Origin of the sequence: Paranoxybacillus vitaminiphilus (assembly GCF_003259935.1) — a bacterium.
In the GTDB taxonomy this organism is placed as follows: domain Bacteria; phylum Bacillota; class Bacilli; order Bacillales; family Anoxybacillaceae; genus Paranoxybacillus; species Paranoxybacillus vitaminiphilus.
Window position 1 is genome coordinate 75,150 of record NZ_QLMH01000001.1, and the last position, 22,459, is coordinate 97,608.

A 22,459-nucleotide genomic window follows, 5' to 3' on the forward strand; every position below is an offset into this window, starting at 1 on the left:
TGTTGAAAAGATTGAAATTTTTTGGTGCTGGAGGTTAAATGTTTGTGGGGAACTTTTGGAAATATTTCATTTTGCTCGCAATAGGAGTGTTCTTCGCTTTAGAAACGTTCCGTATAGTGGATGTGTATTGGGCAAATTTATGGCCGTTGCTCATGTTTTTATTAGGAGTTTCCATTCATGTGTTTTATTTTTTGAGCGGTTCTCCAAAGGATATGGCTTTTCTTTTGTTACCAGGTGGATTGTCTCTTTCGTTAGGAAATTTATTATTAGGCGATGGAAAAGACCATTTTGTTTGCTCTCTTTATTTTCTTGGAATGGCATTCGGATTATTTGAATGGCAAATATTTGGAGAAGAAGATTTTTCCGCTCCGATTGTGCTAACCGCTGTTCTTTCATTTATTATTATGTTTTCTGGCGGTTTTTCTTACATTTATTTGTCGCCGTTTTTTTTCATCGGTGTTTGCTGTTTGTTGCTTTATTATAAGAAACGAGTTATAGCGGGGACATTAGATCAATAAAGCAAACCAAACTCTTTGTATGAGTGAAACACCTATTGTTTAGTTGTGGCATATAATATCAACGACTAAACATAGGTGAGGTGTTTTTTATGTACTACGTCTATCCATCCACTGGCCATTATCCGCACCAACATCAGTATGTCATTCCTTTTTATCCAGTATTAGTCCGGGATAATGGACAATACAAAAAAATTACGGATACGCTTCTCGAGGCAATTAAGGGGGAAGCATCGGCTGTGCAGTTTTATCAACAGCTCATGAACGCTGCTCCGAATGAGAAGGCGAGGGAAGATGTGCAGCATGCCTTGGAAGATGAGAGAAAGCATTTAAAACAGTTTACAGATTTATATGTGATGCTTACAGGAAAACGTCCCGTATATAAAACAAAAGCGGTTTCTTTTAACACATTTAAAGAAGGGCTTAATATTGCGCGGAAAGATGAATTGGAAGCATATGAAGATTACCGGGATGCATATTTAGCAACGCAGGATCAAGTCATTCGCGATGTGTTTTTTCTGGCCATGACAGATGAGATTGAACATGCGTTGCGCTTTAGTTTTTTACTTAGCGAACTGCGATGAAAAAGGAGCTGACCCATGAGTGTCTGACTTCGAGTGCATTATATATGGTGGTGGAGTCTGACATTTTATTTTAGGGTCAGCTTTTTGGCGGTTAGTAATTTAAATCGACGCGTTCTCCTTTAACAATATAAAAAATATTTTCGGCAATGTTTGTTATATGGTCTCCCGCTCTTTCTAAATTTCGTGTAATAAATGATAGCTGTGTAATTTGCTGGGTGGCTTCAGGCTTTTGACTCATTAACTCGACTAGTTCTTGAATGATTTGTCCTTGTAGTTCATCAACGCGATCATCTATTTGCGCGATTCGCCGGGCTTCTTGAATATCTTCATCATGAAAGGCATGAAGTGCATCGTGAAGCATTTGCTGAACGATGCTTGCCATCTTTGGAATATGGACAATTGGCTTAACATGAGGCGTCCTGCCGATAAATTTAACCGATTTCGCGATATTGACGGCGATGTCGCCAATACGTTCAATATCCGATGAAATTTTTAACGCAACAATTAAGCGGCGCAAATCAGAAGCAACAGGCTGTTGACGTAAAATCATCGTAATAGCAAGCTCATTAATCTCTTTTTCCATTTGATTAATTCTTTTATCATTTGCAATAATTTCATCTGCTTTTTCCAGATTTTGCTGCTGTAATGCTTCCATTGCCGCATTGAGCGCTTCTTGTGATAATGCAACCATTTGCATTAACTTTTTCTTTAAAGTTTGTAAAGCAGCATCGAAACTTGGGCGAGTATTCATCCGCCATCCCTCCTTGTTGGATGTAGCTTGTTACGATTGTTTTTTCGTCTAAAAGGATATGTAAAAGGATATGTAAAAGGATATGCAATTATTATCGTCATTATAAATAAACAATTTGTTAAACGTATAAAGAATGTTTATAGTTTTGATTAAATTTGTTTACATTTTTTATACTTGAAGTTCTCACAGCGGGAAAGTAAGTTTATGCTGTTTTTCTTATAAACAGACTGAAAAATGTTTTCGAGGAATTTTTATAAGAATCACTTTTTACTAGTACATACATAAGAAGTATGATATATTAGCTAAGGAAAAATGGAAGAAGAAATCCGTACAGCTTTGTGCGGGAGAGGTTCTAGAACAACCCTCTATAAAAAACTAGGGAACGCTATATCCTTAGAGGGTATAGTTTTTTTGTTTTAGAACGCTCTTTCTTCTTTTATCAAAAAGAAAGGAGAGCGATTGTTGATGAAAAATGAAAAAGCTGTTGTTGTCTTCAGCGGCGGTCAAGACAGTACAACCTGCTTGTTTTGGGCGTTAAAAACTTTTAAAGAAGTGGAAGCAGTCACATTTAATTATAACCAACGACATAAACTGGAAATTGAAGTTGCTGCTTCCATTGCCAAAGATTTAGGAATTAAGCATACTGTTCTTGATATGTCATTGTTAAATCAATTAGCTCCAAACGCATTAACGAGAAGTGATATACAGATTAAACATAAAGAAGGAGAGCTTCCATCGACATTTGTCGACGGGCGAAATTTATTGTTCTTATCATTTGCTGCCGTGTTAGCTAAACAAAGCGGTGCGCGTCATCTAGTTACAGGTGTGTGTGAGACAGATTTCAGCGGTTACCCTGACTGCCGCGATGTGTTTATAAAATCGTTAAACGTGACGCTTAATTTAGCAATGGACTATCAGTTTGTCATTCATACGCCATTAATGTGGCTCAATAAAGCGGAAACGTGGAAATTAGCAGACGAGCTCGGAGCTTTTGAGTTTGTAAGAAATCGAACGTTAACATGCTATAACGGCATTATTGCTGACGGTTGCGGTGAATGTCCGGCATGTATTTTGCGCAAACGCGGCCTAGAACAATATTTAGCTGAAAAGGAAAGGGGGAATGCATAATGCTTCAGCAAATTTATCCGCAAGTGTCTCACCATTTTCAATATGAGCTAAATAAAGATATGCAAATTGCCGCAGCTCACTTTATTCCGCATGAAGCGGCAGGAAAATGTGCAAACATTCATGGGCATACGTATTTTGTTAATATTACGGTTGCCGGTGATGAATTAGATGATTCAGGCTTCCTCGTCAATTTTCAGCACTTAAAAAAGCTGGTGCATGATAAGTTTGATCATACGTTAATGAATGATCATAAGGAACTATTTAATCATCAAAACAGCAGTGATTTTCCGACGACAGAGGTCGTTGCGCGGAAAATTTGGGAAATTGTACAAAATTATCTTGATACGCTGCCGAATCAACCGAAGTGCTTGCAAGTGTTTGTCCGGGAAACACCGACAAGCTATGTCGTGTATCGTCCGAAAGCGGGGAAACAATAATGGCAAAAACAATCCCGGTTCTTGAAATTTTTGGTCCGACGATTCAAGGAGAAGGAATGGTCATCGGACAAAAAACAATGTTTGTGCGCACAGCTGGATGCGACTATTCGTGCCGCTGGTGCGATTCCGCTTTTACATGGGACGGCTCGGCAAAAGAGGAAATTCGCCAGATGACAGCGGAAGAAGTTTGGCACCGCCTTGTCGAGCTTGGCGGAGACCGTTTTAGCCATGTGACCATTTCCGGCGGCAACCCCGCATTAATTAAAGCGTTGGATGAGTTGATTTCTCTTTTAAAGGAAAATAAGATTCGCGTTGCTTTAGAGACGCAGGGAAGCCGCTGGCAAGACTGGTTTTACGATATTGATGATTTAACGATTTCCCCAAAGCCGCCAAGCTCAGAGATGAATACGGACTTTGCTGTTCTCGATGATATTATTGAGCGCTTAAACAAAAGGGGACGTGTGGCAAATGTCAGCTTAAAGGTCGTCGTATTTGACGAAAAAGATTTTGCTTATGCGAAATTTGTTCATGCTCGTTATCCGAATATCCCGTTTTATTTGCAAGTAGGAAATGATGATGTTACCGAATTAGATGATCTTACATTAAGAACAAAGTTACTCGAGAAGTTAGAATGGCTTATTGAAAAAACAGTACAAACAAAGGAAATGAACGACGCACGCGTTTTACCGCAGCTGCACGCGCTTGTGTGGGGCAACAAACGCGGCGTTTAAATAAATGAAAATAAATGAATCTAAAGAAAGGAAGAGGGACATGGCAGGAAGAAAAGATGAAGAACTACAAGGGATTACTTTATTAGGCAATCAAGGAACAAAATATTTGTTTGAATACAGTCCAGAAGTTTTAGAAGTATTTGATAACAAGCACCCCGATCGTGATTATTTCGTGAAGTTCAATTGTCCGGAGTTTACAAGTTTGTGTCAATAAGGGCACACTTCAGTGGTGACACTGTCGATTAAACCTCGTGAATTCAGGGAAAGGGAATTATGGAATATATTAGGGGATTCATGTATCATACAAGTATAAAGAACAGATGTTTGTTAGGGGTGTACTTGTATTGTTAGAATTCCCATGGCGAGATAAAAGTTGGTTTGCCAGTCAGTTTATTTATGAGGGAAAAAGCATTAATGAACTATGCAAAGAATTGAAATATTGATTGGTCCAGCCTTGAAAGATGGCGCAAAATTCATGGATTTCCTAAACATTCTGAAAAAGAAAAAATTATTCAAATCTTTGGTTTAGAAGTTTGGAATAACATTGTAGCAAGAAAAAAACAAAGATATTCGGTTTCGAATAAGAAGAAAGCGGAGATTATGTATAAAAATAAACGATACGAAAAAATTTATAAATGCTTATGTCCCTCTTGTCATCAAAATATTCATAAACAAGATAGCTATGCGATTAGAATTCAGGAGGAAAACCAGCTTCTTTATCTCTTGAAACCATATTTCCCCAACCCTGAGCCAAGCCTCGAATTTGGTGAGGGTGCAGAACGATCGAGCACTCCAACATGACTCAAATTTGAGGAAGGTGCAGAGACTATCGAAATCACTCCAACATGAAGCGAGTAAAAGTAGTGTTGGAGGAAGAGAGTAGAGTACATCGTTATGATGGAAGCGCGAGGGTTCTTATTCAATATCGCAGTTGAATAAGAATATGATATAGTCCACCTGTTTTTCGAAACAGATGCCAAAAACCGGACAACCGGACTTCGCGACGATTTATATCAGCTATATCCCTGATAAAAAATGCGTGGAAAGCAAATCATTAAAACTGTATTTGTTCAGTTTCCGCAATCACGGTGATTTCCATGAAGATTGTGTCAACATTATTATGAACGATTTAATTAAAGTAATGGAACCACGCTACATTGAAGTGTGGGGCAAATTTACGCCGCGCGGTGGTATTTCTATCGATCCTTATTGCAATTGGGGGCGTCCTGGAACAAAATATGAAAAGATGGCGGAATATCGTCTGCTGAACCATGATTTATATCCAGAAAAAGTAGATAATAGATAAGAGTCCATAAGACTAGTGGGTATTGACTGAGTTCGTTTGTTTGCGCCATTGTATTGAGCGAACTAGAAAAAAGGCTGACCCATAAATGTCTGACTTCACGCACATTCCACAATATATCGTTTATTTTATCCAGTGTTATTCTTGATATATGTGTTGTGAGGTTTGACATTTTAGGTCAGTCTCTTTTATTTACTCAATAATTTTATAATTTTTGTGATTTACTACGGTGCGTTCTTGTAAATCTAGTTCTCGGTAGTTTTCCATATACGTTAAATCAACGATGACAGAGTTTTCATTTACTTTTTCAACGATTCCGCGCAATCCGTTTTTAAATTCAATAATGTTTCCTACTTCTGCTTTTTTCATTGGTTCTCTCCTTCATTTTTTATAAAAAAACTCTTTTTTATAGTCTGCATGATTTTTCTGTATTCGTAAAGAGGGATTATTCCTATTTTCAAAAAATTTTTGGACATTTTTTACTGAATCCCTCTATTTATGTAGGTTAGAGTTTCATGTGATGAACATAAAATATGGTTGATTTTTCTAATAATGATTAAATTAACGAACATTAGTGGGGGAGCCCCCACTAATGTAACTTGATTTTATCGATACGGATAGTAAGGAGTGTATCCGCTTTCCATCATCGGAGAAGGACTTGGAGTAAAATGACCGTGCATGGAAGGGGCTGCAGGATAACTTGTTGTCGGTGCTGGCATGTTTGGTCCCATCATAGGCATTGCTGTTTCGCCCACCGGAGATGTCATACTTGGCATCGTTCCAGCCATACTCGGCATTGGAAACATCGGAGTGGTCCACGGCACGCCACTTTCTGGACATGTGAACATTGGATAGTGATGTCCAGATGGATAATAACAGCCGCAATCCATTGGCATCATTGGAGCCGTGTGCGGGTAAGCTGTTGGCATTGTTATCATTGGTGCCATTTGGGGATAAGCTGATGGCATTGTCGGTATTGGAACGTTCTCCATCATTGTCGACAGCTCGATATTTTGTGCTGATTCGTTAACATTGCGAGGCACATCCCAATCTTCATCGATATGAAAGTTTTCGTTATAAGGCATTTGATGGTGCATATAAGGATTCCAACTATTCATGTTTATCTTCCTTTCTTTTCTACTTTTTAGTGAATACGGCCTATGGCACATACCCATCCATATTGTATGTTTACGAATGAAAATGGTGTTTTAACATAGAAAAATTGGGTATTTATCCACTTGTGGACAAAAGGAAACAGCGTATTTAATAAAGATAAAGAAAAAATTGTCAGAAAAATACTAGCGCATTTTTTTTATGTAAGTTACAATACAAATGTGAAAAATGAGCATCTAATTAAAGAAGGGAACCATATGCAAGACAGGTTTACAACGTTTGTACACAATAACAGACAATCATTTCCACTGACAGCTAATCTCCCATACTTACTTCGTCTAACAAATGATTGCTATATTACATATGCTTCTATACATATTCATGAACTCCTCGGTTATCGTCAAAATGAAGTAGTGCAGACTTGTTTTAAAGATTATTGTTATTTTGGTGATTATAATCATTTTATGCAGAAATTAGAAAGTGTTATAGCAGCAAATGAAGATTATTTTGAATTGGAGCTGAGAATTCGTAATAAGATTGGTAAGTTTCAAAATGTGCAAGTAGCTGCTACTGTCTTGCGAAACGCGTTTCATCATAAGACAGAAGGATTACTCCTTGTCATGCGGGAAACAACTGCTCAAGAAAGTGACTTAGAGGTGTTGTATAATGAGAAATTAGCTCAATATGAAACGTTGGTCAATCATTTATTAGAAGCGGTAGTTATTGTATGTGGAGACCAAATTGTGTTTGCCAATCAAGCAAGCACGCGTTTATTTAAGGCCGATCATTTAAAAGAAATTATCGGAAAATCCATTTATGATTTTTTACACCCCGTTCATTATGAAATATGGAAAAGTGAATATATGAAAAGTGCACAAGCTGTTGGTCCGGTTGATTTCGTATGGAAAACAGTATGTGGAAATTCATTCCAATCAGAAGTGATTATCATTCCTACGAATTTTAAGGGAAAGCAAGCGTTTCAATTGCTCATAAGAGATGTTACAGAACGAAAAAACACGGAAAGAACATTAATTGAAGCCGAGAAGCTGTCAATGGCGGGACAGTTGGCAGCAGGAATTGCTCATGAAATCCGCAATCCGCTGACTGCGTTAAAAGGATTTTTGCAGCTAATGAAATTAGATTTAAAAACGAAAAATGATTATTGGGATATTATGGAATCTGAGCTTGAGCGGATTGAAACTATTTCAAATGAATTGTTATTTCTTGCTAAACCTCGTTCGACAGAATTAAAGCTGATTTCATTGAAAAAATTGATTCAGGAAGTATCTTTATTGCTTGAAACACAGGCAATTATGCATAATATTATTATCGACAAGCATTTTCCGGACGAGGAAATTGTTATTTACGGTAATGAAGTACAAATAAAACAAGTGTTTGTTAATTTAATTAAAAATGCCATTGAAGTGATGCCAAATGGCGGACATATTTTTATTAATATAGAAAAAGATGAAAAATTTGTCGATATTTCTGTTATTGATCAAGGATGCGGCATACCGGAGGAACATCTGGAAAAAATCGGACAGCCTTTCTTTAGTACAAAGAAGGAAGGAACAGGACTTGGCTTAATGATTACGTATAACATCGTCCAGAATCATCACGGCACCATTTCTGTTTCCAGCCAGGTAAATGTAGGAACAACCTTTACGATTACTCTTCCTTTATTTGATGAATCACATTATACGGCAAAGTGATGAGGTGGAGTAACGATGGATGAAAAACTGGCAACTGAGCTGTTGAACAAGCTGCGCGATGGTGAAATTTCTGAGCTGCGAATCAAAAAAGAGGATTTTCTGGCGTTTCGCCCCGCTCTTGTAAAGCGGGAGGATTTTAAACATTTCCGCGGCATTGCCCAGCGAGGCGGAGATATCATTTATCAATACTTAAAAGAGCCGCGCAGCTAGCTGATAAAAAACCGACTCTATTCGTTGAAATAGAGTCGGTTTTTTAAACATGGATTGAAGCTTCTGCATGTATGTTATGGAGTTATAAATAAATCTTCATACAAATGCCATCTTCGCCGAAGTTTTCGTAATGCTTTAACGCGCCATTGTTTGACCGCACCGATCGACACTCCTTCTTCAAAGGCGATTTGTTTTAAATTTTTTCCTTGAAATATATAAGCAATTAACCATTTTCGTTGATACGGACTTAAATCTTTGAACATCGTTTCTAGTTGTTTTTCGCTAAATTCCCGCTGAATAGGAGAAGCGGCTAAAATTTCGGTCATCTCATCTGTAAATGTGCATTCATTTACCTTGGTATTTAGCTGTTTCCGTAAATGGGAAACGATTTTCCAATATATTTTTTTATAAATAAATGATGACAAATTTCCTTTTTCCTTTTGAAATTGCTCATAAGCTTCCCATAAGGCGATGAGCCCTATTTGATAATATTCATCAAATTCCTTCGTAATATGAAGTCTTTTCATAATGCTGATAATCATCGGATGATAGGCAGTAACCAGCTCTTCAAAAGCTTGCTTCACTTCCAAATTCCTTTCCAAAAGCGCGCTTTTGCGTATTCCGCGGTACTATTAACATAAAGAAGAAAAATAAACAGAGCAAATAAAGAAATTAGAAAAATGAGGGTTTGATTTTGCAAAAATAGGAAAACAGCAAACGGAAAATAGCTTATTTACTTGTTTTTAAAATGTAAAAAATGGAATTTTTCATCATTTTAGATGCTCCGGAAAAATTTCCAGCCGGTCTATAAAACTTGCAATATCAAGGGATATAGCGATTTTCCATTATTTAGATAATGATAGAATGAAAAATCCTTGCTAGTCTAGTAACGAGCGAATGACTAGGAGGGAATTTTATGAAAAAGTTAAAAGCACTAGCATTAGCTTCGGTATGTTTCACCGCCGTGATGTTTACCCAACAAGAGGCTGAGGCGAAAACAACCGTTCATAAAGTGCAACAAGGAGAAACGCTTTGGACGATTTCAAAAGATTACGGAGTTTCTTTAATAGAATTAAAGAGAACAAATAATAAACAGAGCGACTTGTTATTCGTTGGAGAAACTTTGCGTATACCTGGCACCATTTCAGCTGCGGAAAAAGATTTGCTTGCACGACTTGTCCATGCTGAGGCAAAAGGGGAGCCGTTTGCCGGAAAAGTGGCGGTAGCAACAGTTGTATTAAACCGAGTTGATCACCCTGATTTTCCAAATACGATTAAAGAAGTGATTTATGAGCGCTCTGGCGGTTATTATGCTTTCACTCCAGTGCAAAACGGGGAGATTAACAAACCAGCAGACCGTGAAGCATATCGTGCCGTTGAAGAAGCTCTTGCTTTTCGCGGTTTAGGAAACGGTTCGCTATATTTTTATAATCCAAAAACGGCGAAAAGCCAGTGGCTGCGCTCCAAACAAGTAACGGTTGTTATTGGAAATCACGTATTTGCCAAGTAAGGGACTCATGACTCATCAATGTCTGAAGCTCACGTACAATAACCACATACTCACTAAAGATGTACCTATATACTTGCGAGGCTGACACTTTTCTTTTTAGGTCGGCCTCTTTCTTATTATGCTGCATATTAAGTATTTTTATTTCCGAATATCTTAATACTTGGCGAAAAATGATACATTATGATAACATGTTTGTACAAAATTGAAACATTAGAATAGGAGAGAAAAAATTTATGAATACAAAATTAAAACACCAGTCCGTAGCTGATGATCCGATAGAACGTCATTTTTACGAAATTATTCAACTAATCGGGGAAGATCCTGAGCGTGAGGGGTTGATTGAAACGCCGAAGCGTATTGCAAAAATGTATCGGGAAATTTTTAGCGGCTTACATGAAAATCCAGAAGAAATTCTGCAAAAAACCTTTCCAGCAGAAGGAACGAAAGATATTGTGATTGTTCAAGATATTCCTTTTTACAGTGTTTGTGAGCATCATTTTGTTCCATTTTTTGGGAAGGTGCATATTGGATATATTCCGAATGAACGAATTGTCGGGTTAAGTAAATTTGCACGATTAGTCGATGTATTTGCACGCCGGCCGCAAGTTCAAGAGCGCATCACGAACGAAATAGTCAATACCATTCAAAAAGTCGTTAACCCTCTTGGCGTCATTTGTGTAGTTGAAGCGGAGCATATGTGTATGACGATGCGTGGAATCAAGAAACCTGGAAGCTTGACGAGGACGATTGCGAAAAGCGGTGTATTCGATTCAGATGAACTTCCGAATTATTATGAAGAACGATTCTTTAAAATGTTAAATAAGGAAATATAAGCGTGAAATTTGTATGGTTGCAGCTGGAGTCAACTTAATCGATCTTGTATACGTTTATTTTTTGGAAATATGCTGTTTTAATGATAGCATAGCTTATTCAATTCGAATAAAAATCGGATTTTTCACAAGCTATTGTTTGATTCATACAAAAGCAGCCTTTGTAAAACGGCTGCTTTTGTATAATGAGATAGTATTTTATTTTATCGATTCATTGAGGAGATCATTTCTTCGATTAAGCTGATATCATTTGTAATTAAAAAAGCAGGAAGCAGCGCAAGAATCATAATGACGGTTAAATAAGACATAAGCATGTTTTTTATGATTTTCATCGTACTCACTTCCTTTTTATTATATTTTCGCACTTTCATCGCTATAAATCAACAGAATTTTCAAAAAATATTTATTTTTATTAGACTTTATAACCAATTGATAAAATGACTGTTTCCATCATTTTGAAAATTGAACGTTTTATTGAAAGTTGCTAAAATGAAATATGTAACTTTGCTTTATTGCATTGAGTTTTAAGAGGGAGAATAAGCATGAAGATACGGAAGGCCAATATTTTAGACGAGAAAGTAGTTACAAATGTTTATATTTATGAAAATAAGAAAGAGGAATATAGAGTAGTCGCGATTCCAGATATAGAGTGGTCGCAGCTAATCCGTTATGAAGAAGAGACAGAAGAATTGGAAAAACGCCTTCTTCTTTCATTGGATAGAATATTATCGAAGGAAAAGGCAGAACAGCTATCTAGGAAAATTTTGTATTGGGTCCGTGAAATGTAATGGTGTCTGACGTAGATGAAAAGGGGGCTGACCTATAAGCGTCTGACCTCACGTGCATTTCACAATATATAGTTCATTGTTCCAATGTAATGTCCTATATATTGTGTTGTGGGGTTCGACACTTGGCATTGGGTCAGCTCTTTTCTCATTACTTAGAAACAAATCATATTAAACACGTTAGGAGCTCGATGATGAATTGTTTACAAAGCGCAATATTGTGCGGATATATATTATTTTTAGTGTTGTTTGGATTACCTTAACAGATACACTTGTTTATTTTTTGAATGTCGATGGCTTCGGGAAATTAATCATCGAAATAGGAAAAGGAAGTATATTTATTGCTGTTTCAGCGTTTTTTCTTTATATGATGTTAAAAAAAAGAGAACAGCTGCAGAAAATTGCAGAGGAAGAAGAGTTGATGTCTACGTTAATCAATTCAATGCCTGATTTTGTTTGTTTTAAGGATAGTCAAGGCCGTTGGCTGAAAGTGAACGACTTTGGTCAAAAGCTTTATAAATTGGAGAACATTGATTACTTCGGAAAAACCGATAAAGAACTTGGAGAAATCGTACCATTTTTTAGAGAAGTTTTCAATTACTGCATGATAACAGACGAAGAGGCATGGAAAGCTGGGGAATTATCAAGATTTGAAGAATCGTTTGTGACACTAGAAGGAGAAACGAAAACATTCGATGTAATTAAAGTGCCGCTTTTTTATGAAAATGGTGAACGGAAAGGGATTTTAACGATTGGCCGGGATATTACGCAGCAAAAGCTTGCGGAATCCCTCCTCTTAAAAAAAGAAAAACTTTCTGTTTTAGGGGAATTAGCAGCTGGCATTGCTCATGAAGTACGTAATCCGCTCACTTCTATCAAAGGATTTATCCAAATGATGAGAGAGACAAAACGGGTGGAAGAGCCGTATATTGAAATTGTTTTGGACGAGCTCGAACGGATTAATCAAATTATTAGTGAACTGTTAGTATTAGGAAAACCGCAAATCTCTTGTTATAAACCATTCCCGCTGAACGAGGCAATGGCGTACGTTATCAATTTAATTGGGCATGAGGCAATGCTTAATAATGTAACCATTCGATTAAATAATAATGGTTTAAATTCAATGATCTATGGGGATAAAAATCAACTTATCCAAGTATTTATTAATATTATTAAAAACTCAATTGAAGCGATGCCAAATGGGGGCTTTGTTGATATAACAATTACTGAAGAAGAGAATTTCGGAAAAATTTGTATAAAGGATACGGGTGTTGGCATTTCAAAAGAGCGTCTTGCCAAAATTGGCGAACCGTTTTTTACGCTAAAGGAGAAAGGAATGGGACTGGGTCTGACAACAAGTATAAAAATTGTTCAGGAACATAAAGGAACTTTAAAAATTGATAGCGAGGTTGGTAAAGGTACGACGGTGTATGTTACACTGCCGATTTATAAGGATACAACTTAAATAAAAGGGCTGACCGATAAGTGTCTCACCATACATGCATTTCGCGATATATCGTTCGTTTGTCTAACGTTATGTCCTATATATTGCGTTGCTGGGTCTGACACTTTTCTTTTGGTCAGCTCTTTTTTATTTCTTTAACATGTTCACCGAGAAGTCTCCCACCTCTAAGCGAAGTATAGGTGGGAGAAGTTCATCGATATGACTTTGTATGGGAAGAACATACGAGAAAAAAAGTTGTGGGTATCTTTTTTACATTTCACAGCGATAGTTAAGGTGAGAGGAGGTGAAGAGAAAATGGCACAAACATTGATTCAAAATTCACAGCTTCGTTTAATATTTGAGCTTGGCACAGATGAGAACGGCAAAATGAAATATAAGAATAAAAATTTCAACAACATTAAAACGAGCGCAACAGCTGAACAGCTTCTCTCTGTAGCTCAAGCTATTGCATCATTACAAATCTACCCATTAACACAAGTTGAGCGAAACGACAAACATTTATTAACGAACTAAAAAGGAGGTAAGATGGTGGGATGATGGAGAAAACTCTAGAACTTCAGTTTTTTAATCAGGAAGGAAAAATTGTTCGCCTTTTCATTGAAAATCCGATTGAACCAATTAATGAAGCAGCTATTTCGGCAGCCATGGATGCAATTATTACAGCAAATGTCTTTACATCAAGCGGCGGTGATTTAGTTGCCAAAAAAGGCGCAAGATTGCTCGCAAGTGAAGTAACAGAATTGGTATTAGCTTAAGCGAAAAAGAAGGTTAGCTCAAATCCACGAGCTGACCTTCTTAATATAATATTCTCAAATTCTTTTCGGTATTGAAGAAATATTTTCTTATAACACTTATGTTTGTAGTGTTTATGTTAAAGGAGAGAAAAAATTGGAACCGTATGTCTCTTTGATATCAGATGTTGGATTTCCAATTGTTGTTACGTTTTATCTCTTGCATCGAATTGAAGCAAAATTAGATTGTGTTATTGAATCCATTCAAAATTTACCGCATCAATTAGCCGAACATAAAGGAAATGTATCACAATAAAGGCAATAGTGGCGAATGTGCAAAAATAGCATGAAGGAGAGAGCTACAAGGGAAAAATGATAAGTAGATGGAAAAAGGAATATCGATGCTGTATAGCAGAAATGAATGAGTTCCGCCAATCAATTAAAGGTCCTTTCCTCCATTTTTAGGAAAGGATTTTTTTATTAAAAGCATGTTATATTTAATATGAATCATATCTATATTTGTCGAAAAAAAGGAGTATATGCTTCTTTCCTATTCTTTCGCGCGTCATCCAAGTAAATAAACTGGCTGAAAGTGAGGGATTCATATTGTTTGATAAACTAGAGAAAAGGCTTGCTATTGTAATGGCAATTGTGGCAGTTATCATGCTTTTGTCATTGGTTCGTTATTTTTATTAAAGAAAAATTGCTAATGATTTAATTACGTTTGTTGATGATAATTTTTACATAAATAGTAAATAATTATAGAAGAAACGAAATATATAATCCATTTGTTCTATTTTATGGGTTTTCGTTAGGTAAATCAGCTTATTGAAGTTTTTATTCAAATGTTAGTAATATAGTTTTAAGCATTCAATTTTGTTAAATATGTTAAATATAGTGATAAAAAACAAATCTATTATTATCTTGAAATATATTGAAATTGGGAAGTTGTTATAGAACCCCACTATCGGATCTTTACTTACAAAGGAATTGATAGTATGAGGTGGACCGGGTTTACAAGTGAGTTTACTATTGATGAACATCTATTATTTATGATTATGAATAAGTTATTTGATATTGTATTTTTAATGAAAGTGGAAGATGGACCGAGATTTCGCTATGTTCGTGTAAGCAATAGCGCTCTTCATTTAGCCAATTTAGTTGAAGAGGATATGGGAAAGTGCATTGAAGATATTTATTCCCCTGAAATCGCTGCTCATTTAAATGAACAATATCGCAAAGTGCTTGAAACAAAAAGTGTTGTTGTTTCCAGAGATCGAATGAATACAGCTGATTCTTTCCGCATCGCTGAATCGACTCTTGTTCCGATTGCTGATGAGAATGGGAATGTTAGCTACATCCTTTGCTTTACGAGAGATGTGACAGAAATTGTACAGCAAGAGGAACGTCTGCAGGAAATTAACCAGCTGTTTTATTCATTTATGGAACATTCTCATGATGCTTTCGTTTTGTTTGATTTAAACGGACGAATTCTTTGTGTCAATCGCGAGTGGGAGCGTCTTTTAGGGTGGAAGGAGGAAGAGTTGGTTGGAAAAGAAATCCCTTTTCTTCCAGCAGAGTATCGTTCAAAATTTAAAAATAGTATAAAGAAAATAGCCAATGGCGAGAGTGTGACATCGATTCGCATGCCGCAAATTTGTAAAGATGGAAGCATTATTTATGTATCAGCAAATATTACTCCGATCTTTGATAAAAACGGAAATGCAGTTGCCGGACTTTCTCTGCTTCGGGATTTAACTGATTTTATGAAAGTACACGAACAATTGCGGCGAAGCGAAGAGTTATATCGAAAAGTTATTGATTTTTTTCCCGAAATGGTTGTCATTCATATGAATGGTACCATTTTGTATATGAATCCAGCAGGGATCGATATGATTAGAGCCGCCAACCAAAATGTCGTTCAAGGACGGCACCTAAACGAATTTATTAAAAAAGTTGATGGTGCCGATGATGAATGGCTATTAAAGACATTAGAAGGAGAGTTTAAAGAGGTTCAAGTAAAAGGAACAAAGATTCAATATAATGATGAACAGGCAGAAATTCTTGTGATTCGTGATCTCACGGAACAAAAAACGAAAGACCAAAAAATCAAATTTATGGCGCAATATGATGCATTAACAGGGCTTCCTAACCGTACCTTTTTAAAAGAAAAATTAAATGAGCAGCTGTTTTCTCACAACGGAAAACAGCTAGCGATTTTATTAATTGATATTGATCGGTTTAAGTTTATTAACGATTTGCTCGGTCATTCTAATGGAGATTTAGTTTTGCGTGAAGTAGCTGAACGGTTAAGAACGCTCGATTCGGAAGATGTATTTTTATCACGCATTGGCAGTGACGAATTTGTCGTAGCATATACTTATGTAAATGAAGAAGAGCTCAAAAATCTGCTAAATTGTGTCAGCGATGTTTTAAATGAACCTTATTTTATTGCCGGAGAAAAGTTGAATATTACAACGAGTATTGCCATCAGCCGCTCTTCGGATGCAAATTTGTCAGTTGAGACGTTATTAAGCAATGCAGATAAAGCGGTTTATTATGCGAAAATGAATGGAACGAACCTTGCTGTTGAGTATAATTCACAAATTCACGATATTTTTGCCAAAAAACTTCGTCTTGAAACTGATTTGCAAACGGCATTAGAGAAAAACGAATTTTCTCTTTTCTATCAGCCAAAAATTAATTTTCGCTCGAACTCAATTAGTTTAGAAGCTCTGTTGAGATGGGAACATTCCCAATTAGGCATGGTCAGTCCTGCAGAATTTATTCCGATTGCTGAAGAAACGAACTTAATTGTTGATATTGGCAAATGGGTACTCGAGCAAGCATGCAGAGATGTAAAGAAATTAGAACAAATGGGATTTTCCAATATAAAAATGGCTGTGAATCTATCCGCAAAACAGTTTAATGAAGGCAATTTGGAGAAGGTTGTTTCTGAGATTTTTAAGAAATTTAATGCCGATGCGAGTTGTTTTGAACTGGAGATTACAGAAACAACGATTATGAAAGATCCAACAGAGACGATTGAGATATTGCAAAAATTAAAACAAAAAAATATTACCATTGCCATTGATGATTTTGGGGTTAGCTACTCTTCATTAAATTATTTAAACCGTTTTCCAATTGATGCGGTTAAAATTGATCGTTCGTTTATTCGTGATTTAAGTGAAAACCGTAAAGGAACGGAAATTGTTGAAATGATGATTTTGCTTGCCCATAAGTTGAATTTGCGGGTAACGGCAGAAGGGGTAGAAACCGAAGAACAAGTTCGTTATTTGTTAGAAAAAGGTTGTGACGAAATGCAGGGCTATTATTTCAGCAAACCGGTTCCGTTTAATGAATTGTCCAATGTGTTAACTCGGCTTTTTAACATGATAAATAAATAATTGGGATTTTGGAAAATTGCTTACATATACAAAGAACGTTGTTTTAACACTTTTTCCGAGAAGGTTCCCTTCTAAACAGAGTACAGGGGGGAGAGGTTCATCAGTTGTTATACAATTGAGAACAAAGCATTGAGATGATAACAACTCTTATAAGTGACATAAACAAGGAAAAAATGTTGAACAACAGCTTGTACCCAGGTAGTAATTATGAAGAAGAAAACAAATCTCTTTGCAAAATAAAATGGACGATTGTAATGAAGGTAATTACCCGCTTTACTTCTCTTGCGGCTCTTGCTGATATAATTTTTTGCGGATGTATTCTCTTGGTTTAAACGGTTCACTGTTATCTCTGTCATTGTTGTTTGCGAGTCTCTCTTCTGTCCAGACGAGAGGCTCGCTTTTTTTTAAGAGTGGCGTCGTATGAGTAGTGAGTGGTGGCAGAACCCAAATCATAAATACCAGAAGAATTTGTTTCATTTATGTAGCCTCCGTTCGTAAATAATCGTTCATTATTAAGTTTGAAAAAAATGAAACTTTTTATACGTTTATTCCGTAAAAAAACAGGATAGATGTATCGATCGGGGGAACAACTACGTAAATAGGAGGTTGATCAAATGTCTACATTACATTGGGCGATGGTCGCACCGTTTATGCTTGCTTTATTCGTTCCGTTTTTGTATAAACATGTCCGCTCTATACATACAGGATGGTTTATCCTTCCTTTACCTGTAGCATTATTTTTTTATTTTATTCGTTATATGGACATTGTTCAGCAGTATGAAACGGTAACTGAGACCGTTCCATGGATTCCTTCACTCAATATTCACTTTACTGCTTACGTAGATGGGCTAAGCTTATTATTTTCTCTTTTAATTACAGGAATTGGTTCTCTTGTTGTGCTGTATTCCATTTATTACTTAGAAAAAGAGAAAGAAAAGCTGCATCATTTTTACGTATATTTGCTTTTATTTATGGGGGCCATGCTCGGCGTTGTCCTATCGGATCATCTCATTACTTTGTACTTATTTTGGGAATTAACGTCCATTTCTTCGTTTTTGCTCATCGCTTACTGGTATAAGCGGGAACGCTCCCGCTACGGGGCGAAAAAATCAATGTTAATTACGATGTTCGGCGGACTGTTAATGCTCGGCGGTTTTTTAGCGTTATCGGTGATGGGAGATACGTATAGCATTCGCGAATTGTTGGCGCACTCGTCTACCTTTGTAAACGAACCGCTGTTTTCTGTTGCCTTGTTGCTCATTTTATTAGGAGCGTTTACAAAATCAGCTCAGTTTCCATTTTACATTTGGCTCCCGGACGCGATGGAGGCACCAACGCCTGTGAGTGCGTATTTGCACTCGGCAACGATGGTTAAAGCAGGTATTTACCTTGTTGCGCGGTTAACACCGATCTTTGCGCTCTCACCGCTTTGGATTTGGCTTGTCGGCGGAACGGGGATTGTCACGTTGTTTTGGGCTTCGTTTCTCGCCTCTCGTCAAACCGATTTAAAGGGAATATTGGCATACTCGACTGTGAGTCAACTCGGCTTAATTATGTCGCTGCTTGGTATCGGTGCGCTTGCGTTTCATTATAATTTTGCAGAAAACATTTTTATAGTGGCAACGTTAGCAGCTGTGTTTCATTTGTTTAATCATGCTACATTCAAAGGAAGCTTATTTATGGTCGTTGGCATCGTCGATCATGAGACGGGAACGCGGGATATTCGGCGTCTCGGCGGGCTAATGACAGTGATGCCGATGACATTTACGATCGCGCTCATCGGTTCGTTATCGATGGCCGGCCTACCGCCATTTAACGGCTTTTTGAGCAAGGAAATGTTTTTTACAGCCATGCTTCGCGTCTTAGAAGCGGACATTTTTTCATTGGAAACATGGGGAATTTTGTTTCCGGTCCTCGCTTGGTGTGGGAGCGTATTCACGTTTTTATACAGCTTTTTGCTTATAAGTAAGACATTTTTAGGCGAATATCGCCCGGAACGGCTGGAGAAAGAGGCACACGAAGCACCTGTTGGCATGCTGCTTGCACCGATGTTGCTTGCCTTACTCGTTATTGTAATCGGCTTTGTTCCGAACATATTATCCGATACAGTGCTTGCCCCTGCTGTGTATGCGGTTTTAAACGGACTTTTTAAGCCGGGAGAAGGCGTTGATGTGCACATTGCGCACTGGCATGGCTGGACACCTGAAGTATTTATGACGCTCGGGGTCATTGCCGTTGGAACCGTCGTGTATAAGACGTTTCCGAAATGGAACGGTGTGTATCGCCGCCTTCCAGAACGTCTTTCATTGAACCATCTATATAACCGCTTATTAGAATGGATGGAAAAAGGTTCTTTCGCACTTAATGAACGATATATGACCGGCTCGGTTCGCACCTATCTCATTTATATATTTACAGCGATTATTGCTTTACTTTCCGTTTCCATTGTTTTAAAGGGGCAATGGAATATCGAAATAAGCCGATTCGCTCCTGTCGGTATATATGAAATTGTATTAGCTGTGGTCATCGTTGCTGGCGCATTGACAACGCTCGTTTCCAAATCGCGTTTAACATCGATCATTGCCCTTGGTTCTGTCGGTTATACGGTTGCTTTGTTTTTCGTTCTTTTCCGGGCGCCCGATTTGGCGTTGACTCAGCTTGTTATTGAAACCATTTCTGTCGCTTTGTTTTTGCTTTGCTTTTATCATTTGCCGAAACTCAGAGACCACGGAAAAGGATACAGCTTTAAGTTGACGAATGCAATTATTTCTATTGCTGTAGGGGTTGTCGTAAGCACAATTGCTTTTCTTTCCCACGCTTACAAACCTTTCGAATCGATTTCACAATATTATGTAGAAAATACGTATGAAAAAGCAGCGGGGAAAAATATGGTAAATGTTATTTTAGTTGATTTTCGCGGTTTTGATACACTGTTTGAAATATGTGTATTAGCGATTGCTGCGTTAGGGATTTATGGAATGATTAAGTTAAGAATGACAAAGGAGGAGAAGCTGGAAAAATGAATAATGTGATTTTGCGAACGATTACGGCGGTTGTCGTGCCAATTATTGCACTATTTTCGATCCAGCTTTTCTTCGCCGGTCATTATTATCCGGGCGGGGGATTTATCGGCGGATTAATGGCAGCCGGAGCGATCGTCTTGCTATTAATCGTATTCGATATACGCACGGTTCGGAAGATGATTCCAATTAATTATCAATGGTTGATCGGGACAGGTTTGTTATTTGCAGTTGGAACTAGCGCCGGTTCTTTGTTGTTTAACGTCCCTTTTTTAACGCATGCTTATCGCTACGTACACTTGCCGTTGTTAGGGAAAACATCGCTGCATACAGCCGTTCTTTTCGATACAGGTGTGTATCTTGTTGTTGTTGGCATTACGCTAGTGATTATTGAGACGATAGGAGAGAGCGATTAATGGAATTAGTCATGATCATTGTTATCGGTTTTTTATTCGCTGCCGCTACGTACTTAATGTTGAGCAAAAGTTTGCTGCGCATCATTATCGGCACAGGCTTGCTTAGTCACGGGGCTCATCTGCTTTTATTGACGATGGGGGGATTAAAAGAAGGCGCTCCTCCGCTGCTTGGAGAACATGCGGAACGGTATGTCGATCCGCTTCCGCAAGCGCTTATTTTAACTGCGATTGTTATTAGTTTCGGGGTGACTGCCTTTTTCTTAGTCCTTGCTTATCGTTCTTATCAAGAGCTTGGAACAGATAATATGGAACAGATGAGGGGAAAGGAAGAAGATGATTAACTTATTACTGTTGCCAATACTTATTCCGTTAGTAACTGCGATTTTACTTATTTTCTTTAAAGATCGTGTGGTTTGGCAAAAAGCTTTGTCATTAGTGGCAATACTTTTTCAGCTAGCTGCCAGCGTTCTTTTAGTCCGCCGTGTTTACCTAGAAGGCATCCAAACGTTGAACATCGGAAGCTGGCCGGCTCCATTCGGTATAACGCTTGTCTCTGATATGCTGTCTGCCCTTCTTGTGTTGACAACAAGCATTGTAGCACTTGCGTGTTTAATTTATTCATTTTATGCAATCGGGAAAGAACGGGAGAAGTTTTACTATTACTCCTTTTTTCAATTTTTGCTTGTCGGTGTAAACGGGGCGTTTACAACAGGAGATATTTTTAACTTATTCGTTTTTTTTGAAGTCATGTTAATGTCCTCGTATGTGTTGCTCGTTCTTGGGGGAACGAAAATGCAATTGCGGGAAACAATTAAATATACTCTTGTGAACGTGATTTCATCGGCATTGTTTGTCATTGCAGTTGGTTATTTATATGCTGTAACCGGAACATTGAATATGGCGCATTTGTCCATCCGTATTGCTGAACTTGGACAGTCTTCGGTTTTAACGATTATCGCTGTGTTGTTTTTAATTGTATTTGGCTTAAAAGGAGCTATTTTTCCGCTTTATTTTTGGCTGCCTGGCTCATACTATGCACCGCCGACACCTGTCCTTGCTTTGTTCGGCGGCTTGTTGACAAAGGTTGGCGTTTATTCCATTTTACGTACGTTTACGCTTTTGTTTTATCACGACACTAGCTACACGCATGCTTTATTAGGATGGCTGTCAATGGCTACAATTGTTGTTGGGGTGATTGGGGCGATCGCCTACCGAAATTTGCGGCAAATCGTCATTTATAACATTATTGTCGCCGTTGGGGTGATTACATTTGGAATTTCGCTGATGTCACCGGAAAGTTTAGAAGGATCTATCTTTTACTTGCTTCAAGATATGGTAATGAAATCGGTATTGTTCCTCCTTGTTGGAATCGTTGTGTACGTGACTGGAACAAACGATTTAAACAAGTTTAGCGGTTTAATTCAGTCTTATCCTCTGCTCGGCTGGTTGTTTTTTATTGTTGCTTTGTCGCTGGCAGGCGTGCCGCCGTTTAGCGGATTTATTGGTAAACTATTGATTGTGAAAGCGAGCCTAACAGAAGGACTGCTTTTTGAAGCAATTATTGTATTACTGTCCAGCCTTCTTGTCCTTTACTCCGTTATGAAAATTTTTATGAACGGCTTTTGGGGCGAGAAAAAAGGATATGAGCCGAAACCGATTGGGGCACTTTATGTTCCCGTTGTGTTTTTAATTTTGTTATCTGTTCTGTATGGAGTCGGCATTGAATTCATTCGCCCGTTCATTGTTGAGGCGACCTCAGTGCTCGTTGATCCAATGATTTATATACAAGCGGTGTTAAAGGAGTAGAGAAC

General features: G+C 37.7%; 25 protein-coding genes, 2 pseudogenes and 1 riboswitch. Of the genes and pseudogenes, 21 read left to right on the plus strand and 6 right to left on the minus strand.

Features of this window, described 5'->3' with window-relative positions; translation table 11 throughout:
* Positions 1–44 precede the first annotated feature (44 nt).
* The gene (locus B0I26_RS00365; RefSeq protein ID WP_146612789.1) at positions 45–518 is read left to right on the plus strand and encodes a hypothetical protein; all 474 of its coding nucleotides are present in this window, start codon (positions 45–47) and stop codon (positions 516–518) included.
* 89 nt (positions 519–607) lie between these two features.
* A complete protein-coding gene (locus B0I26_RS00370; RefSeq protein ID WP_111643496.1) occupies positions 608–1,099 on the plus strand; it encodes a ferritin family protein in 492 nt (163 codons plus the stop codon).
* A gap of 91 nt (positions 1,100–1,190) precedes the next feature.
* On the opposite strand, the gene phoU is transcribed toward B0I26_RS00370, so the two are convergent.
* Entirely contained in the window at positions 1,191–1,850 is a 660-nt protein-coding gene (gene phoU, locus B0I26_RS00375; protein ID WP_111643497.1) for a phosphate signaling complex protein PhoU, read from the minus strand.
* A gap of 340 nt (positions 1,851–2,190) precedes the next feature.
* Positions 2,191–2,235, plus strand: a riboswitch (PreQ1 riboswitch).
* A gap of 53 nt (positions 2,236–2,288) precedes the next feature.
* Between phoU and queC the strand changes: the two genes are divergently transcribed.
* The 5 genes and pseudogenes from queC to queF form a co-directional block, all read left to right on the plus strand.
* On the plus strand, positions 2,289–2,978 hold the full coding sequence (queC, locus tag B0I26_RS00380; protein ID WP_342767114.1) for a 7-cyano-7-deazaguanine synthase QueC: 690 nt from the start codon (positions 2,289–2,291) through the stop codon (positions 2,976–2,978).
* Positions 2,978–3,415: a 6-carboxytetrahydropterin synthase QueD gene (queD, locus tag B0I26_RS00385; RefSeq protein ID WP_111643499.1), complete on the plus strand. Its 438-nt coding sequence runs from the start codon at positions 2,978–2,980 to the stop codon at positions 3,413–3,415. The genes queC and queD overlap by 1 nt, the downstream gene beginning before the upstream one ends.
* Positions 3,415–4,146 carry a 7-carboxy-7-deazaguanine synthase QueE gene (gene queE, locus B0I26_RS00390; RefSeq protein ID WP_111643500.1) on the plus strand — a complete coding sequence of 244 codons (732 nt, stop codon included), beginning with the start codon at positions 3,415–3,417 and terminating at the stop codon, positions 4,144–4,146. The genes queD and queE overlap by 1 nt, the downstream gene beginning before the upstream one ends.
* 40 nt (positions 4,147–4,186) lie before the next feature.
* A pseudogene (locus B0I26_RS00395) lies at positions 4,187–4,354 on the plus strand (preQ(1) synthase); the annotation flags it as partial.
* A gap of 753 nt (positions 4,355–5,107) precedes the next feature.
* A pseudogene (queF, locus tag B0I26_RS00400) lies at positions 5,108–5,452 on the plus strand (preQ(1) synthase); the annotation flags it as partial.
* 189 nt (positions 5,453–5,641) lie between these two features.
* Here queF and B0I26_RS00405 read toward each other — a convergent pair.
* Both B0I26_RS00405 and B0I26_RS00410 read right to left on the minus strand, forming a co-directional pair.
* On the minus strand, positions 5,642–5,818 hold the full coding sequence (locus B0I26_RS00405; protein ID WP_111643501.1) for a YkvS family protein: 177 nt from the start codon (positions 5,816–5,818) through the stop codon (positions 5,642–5,644).
* Between the two features lie 236 nt (positions 5,819–6,054).
* Positions 6,055–6,567 (minus strand): hypothetical protein, encoded by a 513-nt coding sequence (locus B0I26_RS00410; RefSeq protein ID WP_111643502.1) that lies wholly within the window; start codon positions 6,565–6,567, stop codon positions 6,055–6,057.
* A gap of 252 nt (positions 6,568–6,819) precedes the next feature.
* Here B0I26_RS00410 and B0I26_RS00415 point away from each other — a divergent pair, with 252 nt between their 5' ends.
* Positions 6,820–8,274, plus strand: coding sequence for a PAS domain-containing sensor histidine kinase (locus B0I26_RS00415; protein WP_146612790.1), 1,455 nt, complete (start codon positions 6,820–6,822; stop codon positions 8,272–8,274).
* A 15-nt stretch (positions 8,275–8,289) separates the two neighbouring features.
* Entirely contained in the window at positions 8,290–8,484 is a 195-nt protein-coding gene (locus tag B0I26_RS00420) for a hypothetical protein (RefSeq protein ID WP_111643504.1), read from the plus strand.
* A 74-nt stretch (positions 8,485–8,558) separates the two neighbouring features.
* Here B0I26_RS00420 and B0I26_RS00425 read toward each other — a convergent pair whose 3' ends face one another.
* Positions 8,559–9,068 carry a sigma-70 family RNA polymerase sigma factor gene (locus tag B0I26_RS00425; protein ID WP_111643505.1) on the minus strand — a complete coding sequence of 170 codons (510 nt, stop codon included), beginning with the start codon at positions 9,066–9,068 and terminating at the stop codon, positions 8,559–8,561.
* Positions 9,069–9,400: 332 nt separating this feature from the next.
* Here B0I26_RS00425 and B0I26_RS00430 point away from each other — a divergent pair, with 332 nt between their 5' ends.
* Positions 9,401–9,994: a cell wall hydrolase gene (locus tag B0I26_RS00430; RefSeq protein WP_111643506.1), complete on the plus strand. Its 594-nt coding sequence runs from the start codon at positions 9,401–9,403 to the stop codon at positions 9,992–9,994.
* Positions 9,995–10,227: 233 nt separating this feature from the next.
* Positions 10,228–10,827: a GTP cyclohydrolase I FolE gene (folE, locus tag B0I26_RS00435; protein ID WP_111643507.1), complete on the plus strand. Its 600-nt coding sequence runs from the start codon at positions 10,228–10,230 to the stop codon at positions 10,825–10,827.
* 200 nt (positions 10,828–11,027) lie between these two features.
* On the opposite strand, the gene B0I26_RS18800 is transcribed toward folE, so the two are convergent.
* Positions 11,028–11,156 carry a hypothetical protein gene (locus B0I26_RS18800; protein WP_281268660.1) on the minus strand — a complete coding sequence of 43 codons (129 nt, stop codon included), beginning with the start codon at positions 11,154–11,156 and terminating at the stop codon, positions 11,028–11,030.
* A gap of 210 nt (positions 11,157–11,366) precedes the next feature.
* On the opposite strand from B0I26_RS18800, the gene B0I26_RS00440 reads away from it, so the two are divergent.
* The 6 genes from B0I26_RS00440 (at position 11,367) to B0I26_RS00465 (ending at position 17,212) form a co-directional block, all read left to right on the plus strand.
* On the plus strand, positions 11,367–11,612 hold the full coding sequence (locus tag B0I26_RS00440) for a YueH family protein (protein ID WP_111643508.1): 246 nt from the start codon (positions 11,367–11,369) through the stop codon (positions 11,610–11,612).
* A gap of 196 nt (positions 11,613–11,808) precedes the next feature.
* On the plus strand, positions 11,809–13,074 hold the full coding sequence (locus tag B0I26_RS00445) for an ATP-binding protein (protein ID WP_245934684.1): 1,266 nt from the start codon (positions 11,809–11,811) through the stop codon (positions 13,072–13,074).
* Positions 13,075–13,368: 294 nt separating this feature from the next.
* Positions 13,369–13,587, plus strand: a complete 219-nt coding sequence (locus B0I26_RS00450) for a DUF1659 domain-containing protein (RefSeq protein WP_111643509.1) — start codon at positions 13,369–13,371, stop codon at positions 13,585–13,587.
* Between the two features lie 23 nt (positions 13,588–13,610).
* The gene (locus B0I26_RS00455; RefSeq protein ID WP_111643883.1) at positions 13,611–13,829 is read left to right on the plus strand and encodes a DUF2922 domain-containing protein; all 219 of its coding nucleotides are present in this window, start codon (positions 13,611–13,613) and stop codon (positions 13,827–13,829) included.
* 133 nt (positions 13,830–13,962) lie between these two features.
* The gene (locus tag B0I26_RS00460; RefSeq protein WP_111643510.1) at positions 13,963–14,121 is read left to right on the plus strand and encodes a YvrJ family protein; all 159 of its coding nucleotides are present in this window, start codon (positions 13,963–13,965) and stop codon (positions 14,119–14,121) included.
* A gap of 682 nt (positions 14,122–14,803) precedes the next feature.
* Entirely contained in the window at positions 14,804–17,212 is a 2,409-nt protein-coding gene (locus B0I26_RS00465) for an EAL domain-containing protein (RefSeq protein WP_111643511.1), read from the plus strand.
* Positions 17,213–17,485: 273 nt separating this feature from the next.
* Here B0I26_RS00465 and B0I26_RS00470 read toward each other — a convergent pair whose 3' ends face one another.
* Positions 17,486–17,689, minus strand: coding sequence for a hypothetical protein (locus B0I26_RS00470; RefSeq protein WP_111643512.1), 204 nt, complete (start codon positions 17,687–17,689; stop codon positions 17,486–17,488).
* 137 nt (positions 17,690–17,826) lie between these two features.
* Here B0I26_RS00470 and B0I26_RS00475 point away from each other — a divergent pair, with 137 nt between their 5' ends.
* The 4 genes from B0I26_RS00475 to B0I26_RS00490 are packed head-to-tail and all read left to right on the plus strand — an operon-like array spanning position 17,827 to position 22,454.
* Entirely contained in the window at positions 17,827–20,235 is a 2,409-nt protein-coding gene (locus B0I26_RS00475) for a Na+/H+ antiporter subunit A (RefSeq protein WP_111643513.1), read from the plus strand.
* Positions 20,232–20,648 carry a Na(+)/H(+) antiporter subunit B gene (locus B0I26_RS00480; RefSeq protein ID WP_111643514.1) on the plus strand — a complete coding sequence of 139 codons (417 nt, stop codon included), beginning with the start codon at positions 20,232–20,234 and terminating at the stop codon, positions 20,646–20,648. Before B0I26_RS00475 ends, B0I26_RS00480 begins: the two co-directional genes overlap by 4 nt.
* The gene (locus B0I26_RS00485) at positions 20,648–20,989 is read left to right on the plus strand and encodes a Na(+)/H(+) antiporter subunit C (protein ID WP_111643515.1); all 342 of its coding nucleotides are present in this window, start codon (positions 20,648–20,650) and stop codon (positions 20,987–20,989) included. The genes B0I26_RS00480 and B0I26_RS00485 overlap by 1 nt, the downstream gene beginning before the upstream one ends.
* On the plus strand, positions 20,982–22,454 hold the full coding sequence (locus B0I26_RS00490) for a Na+/H+ antiporter subunit D (protein ID WP_111643516.1): 1,473 nt from the start codon (positions 20,982–20,984) through the stop codon (positions 22,452–22,454). The genes B0I26_RS00485 and B0I26_RS00490 overlap by 8 nt, the downstream gene beginning before the upstream one ends.
* The last annotated feature ends 5 nt before the right edge of the window (positions 22,455–22,459 follow it).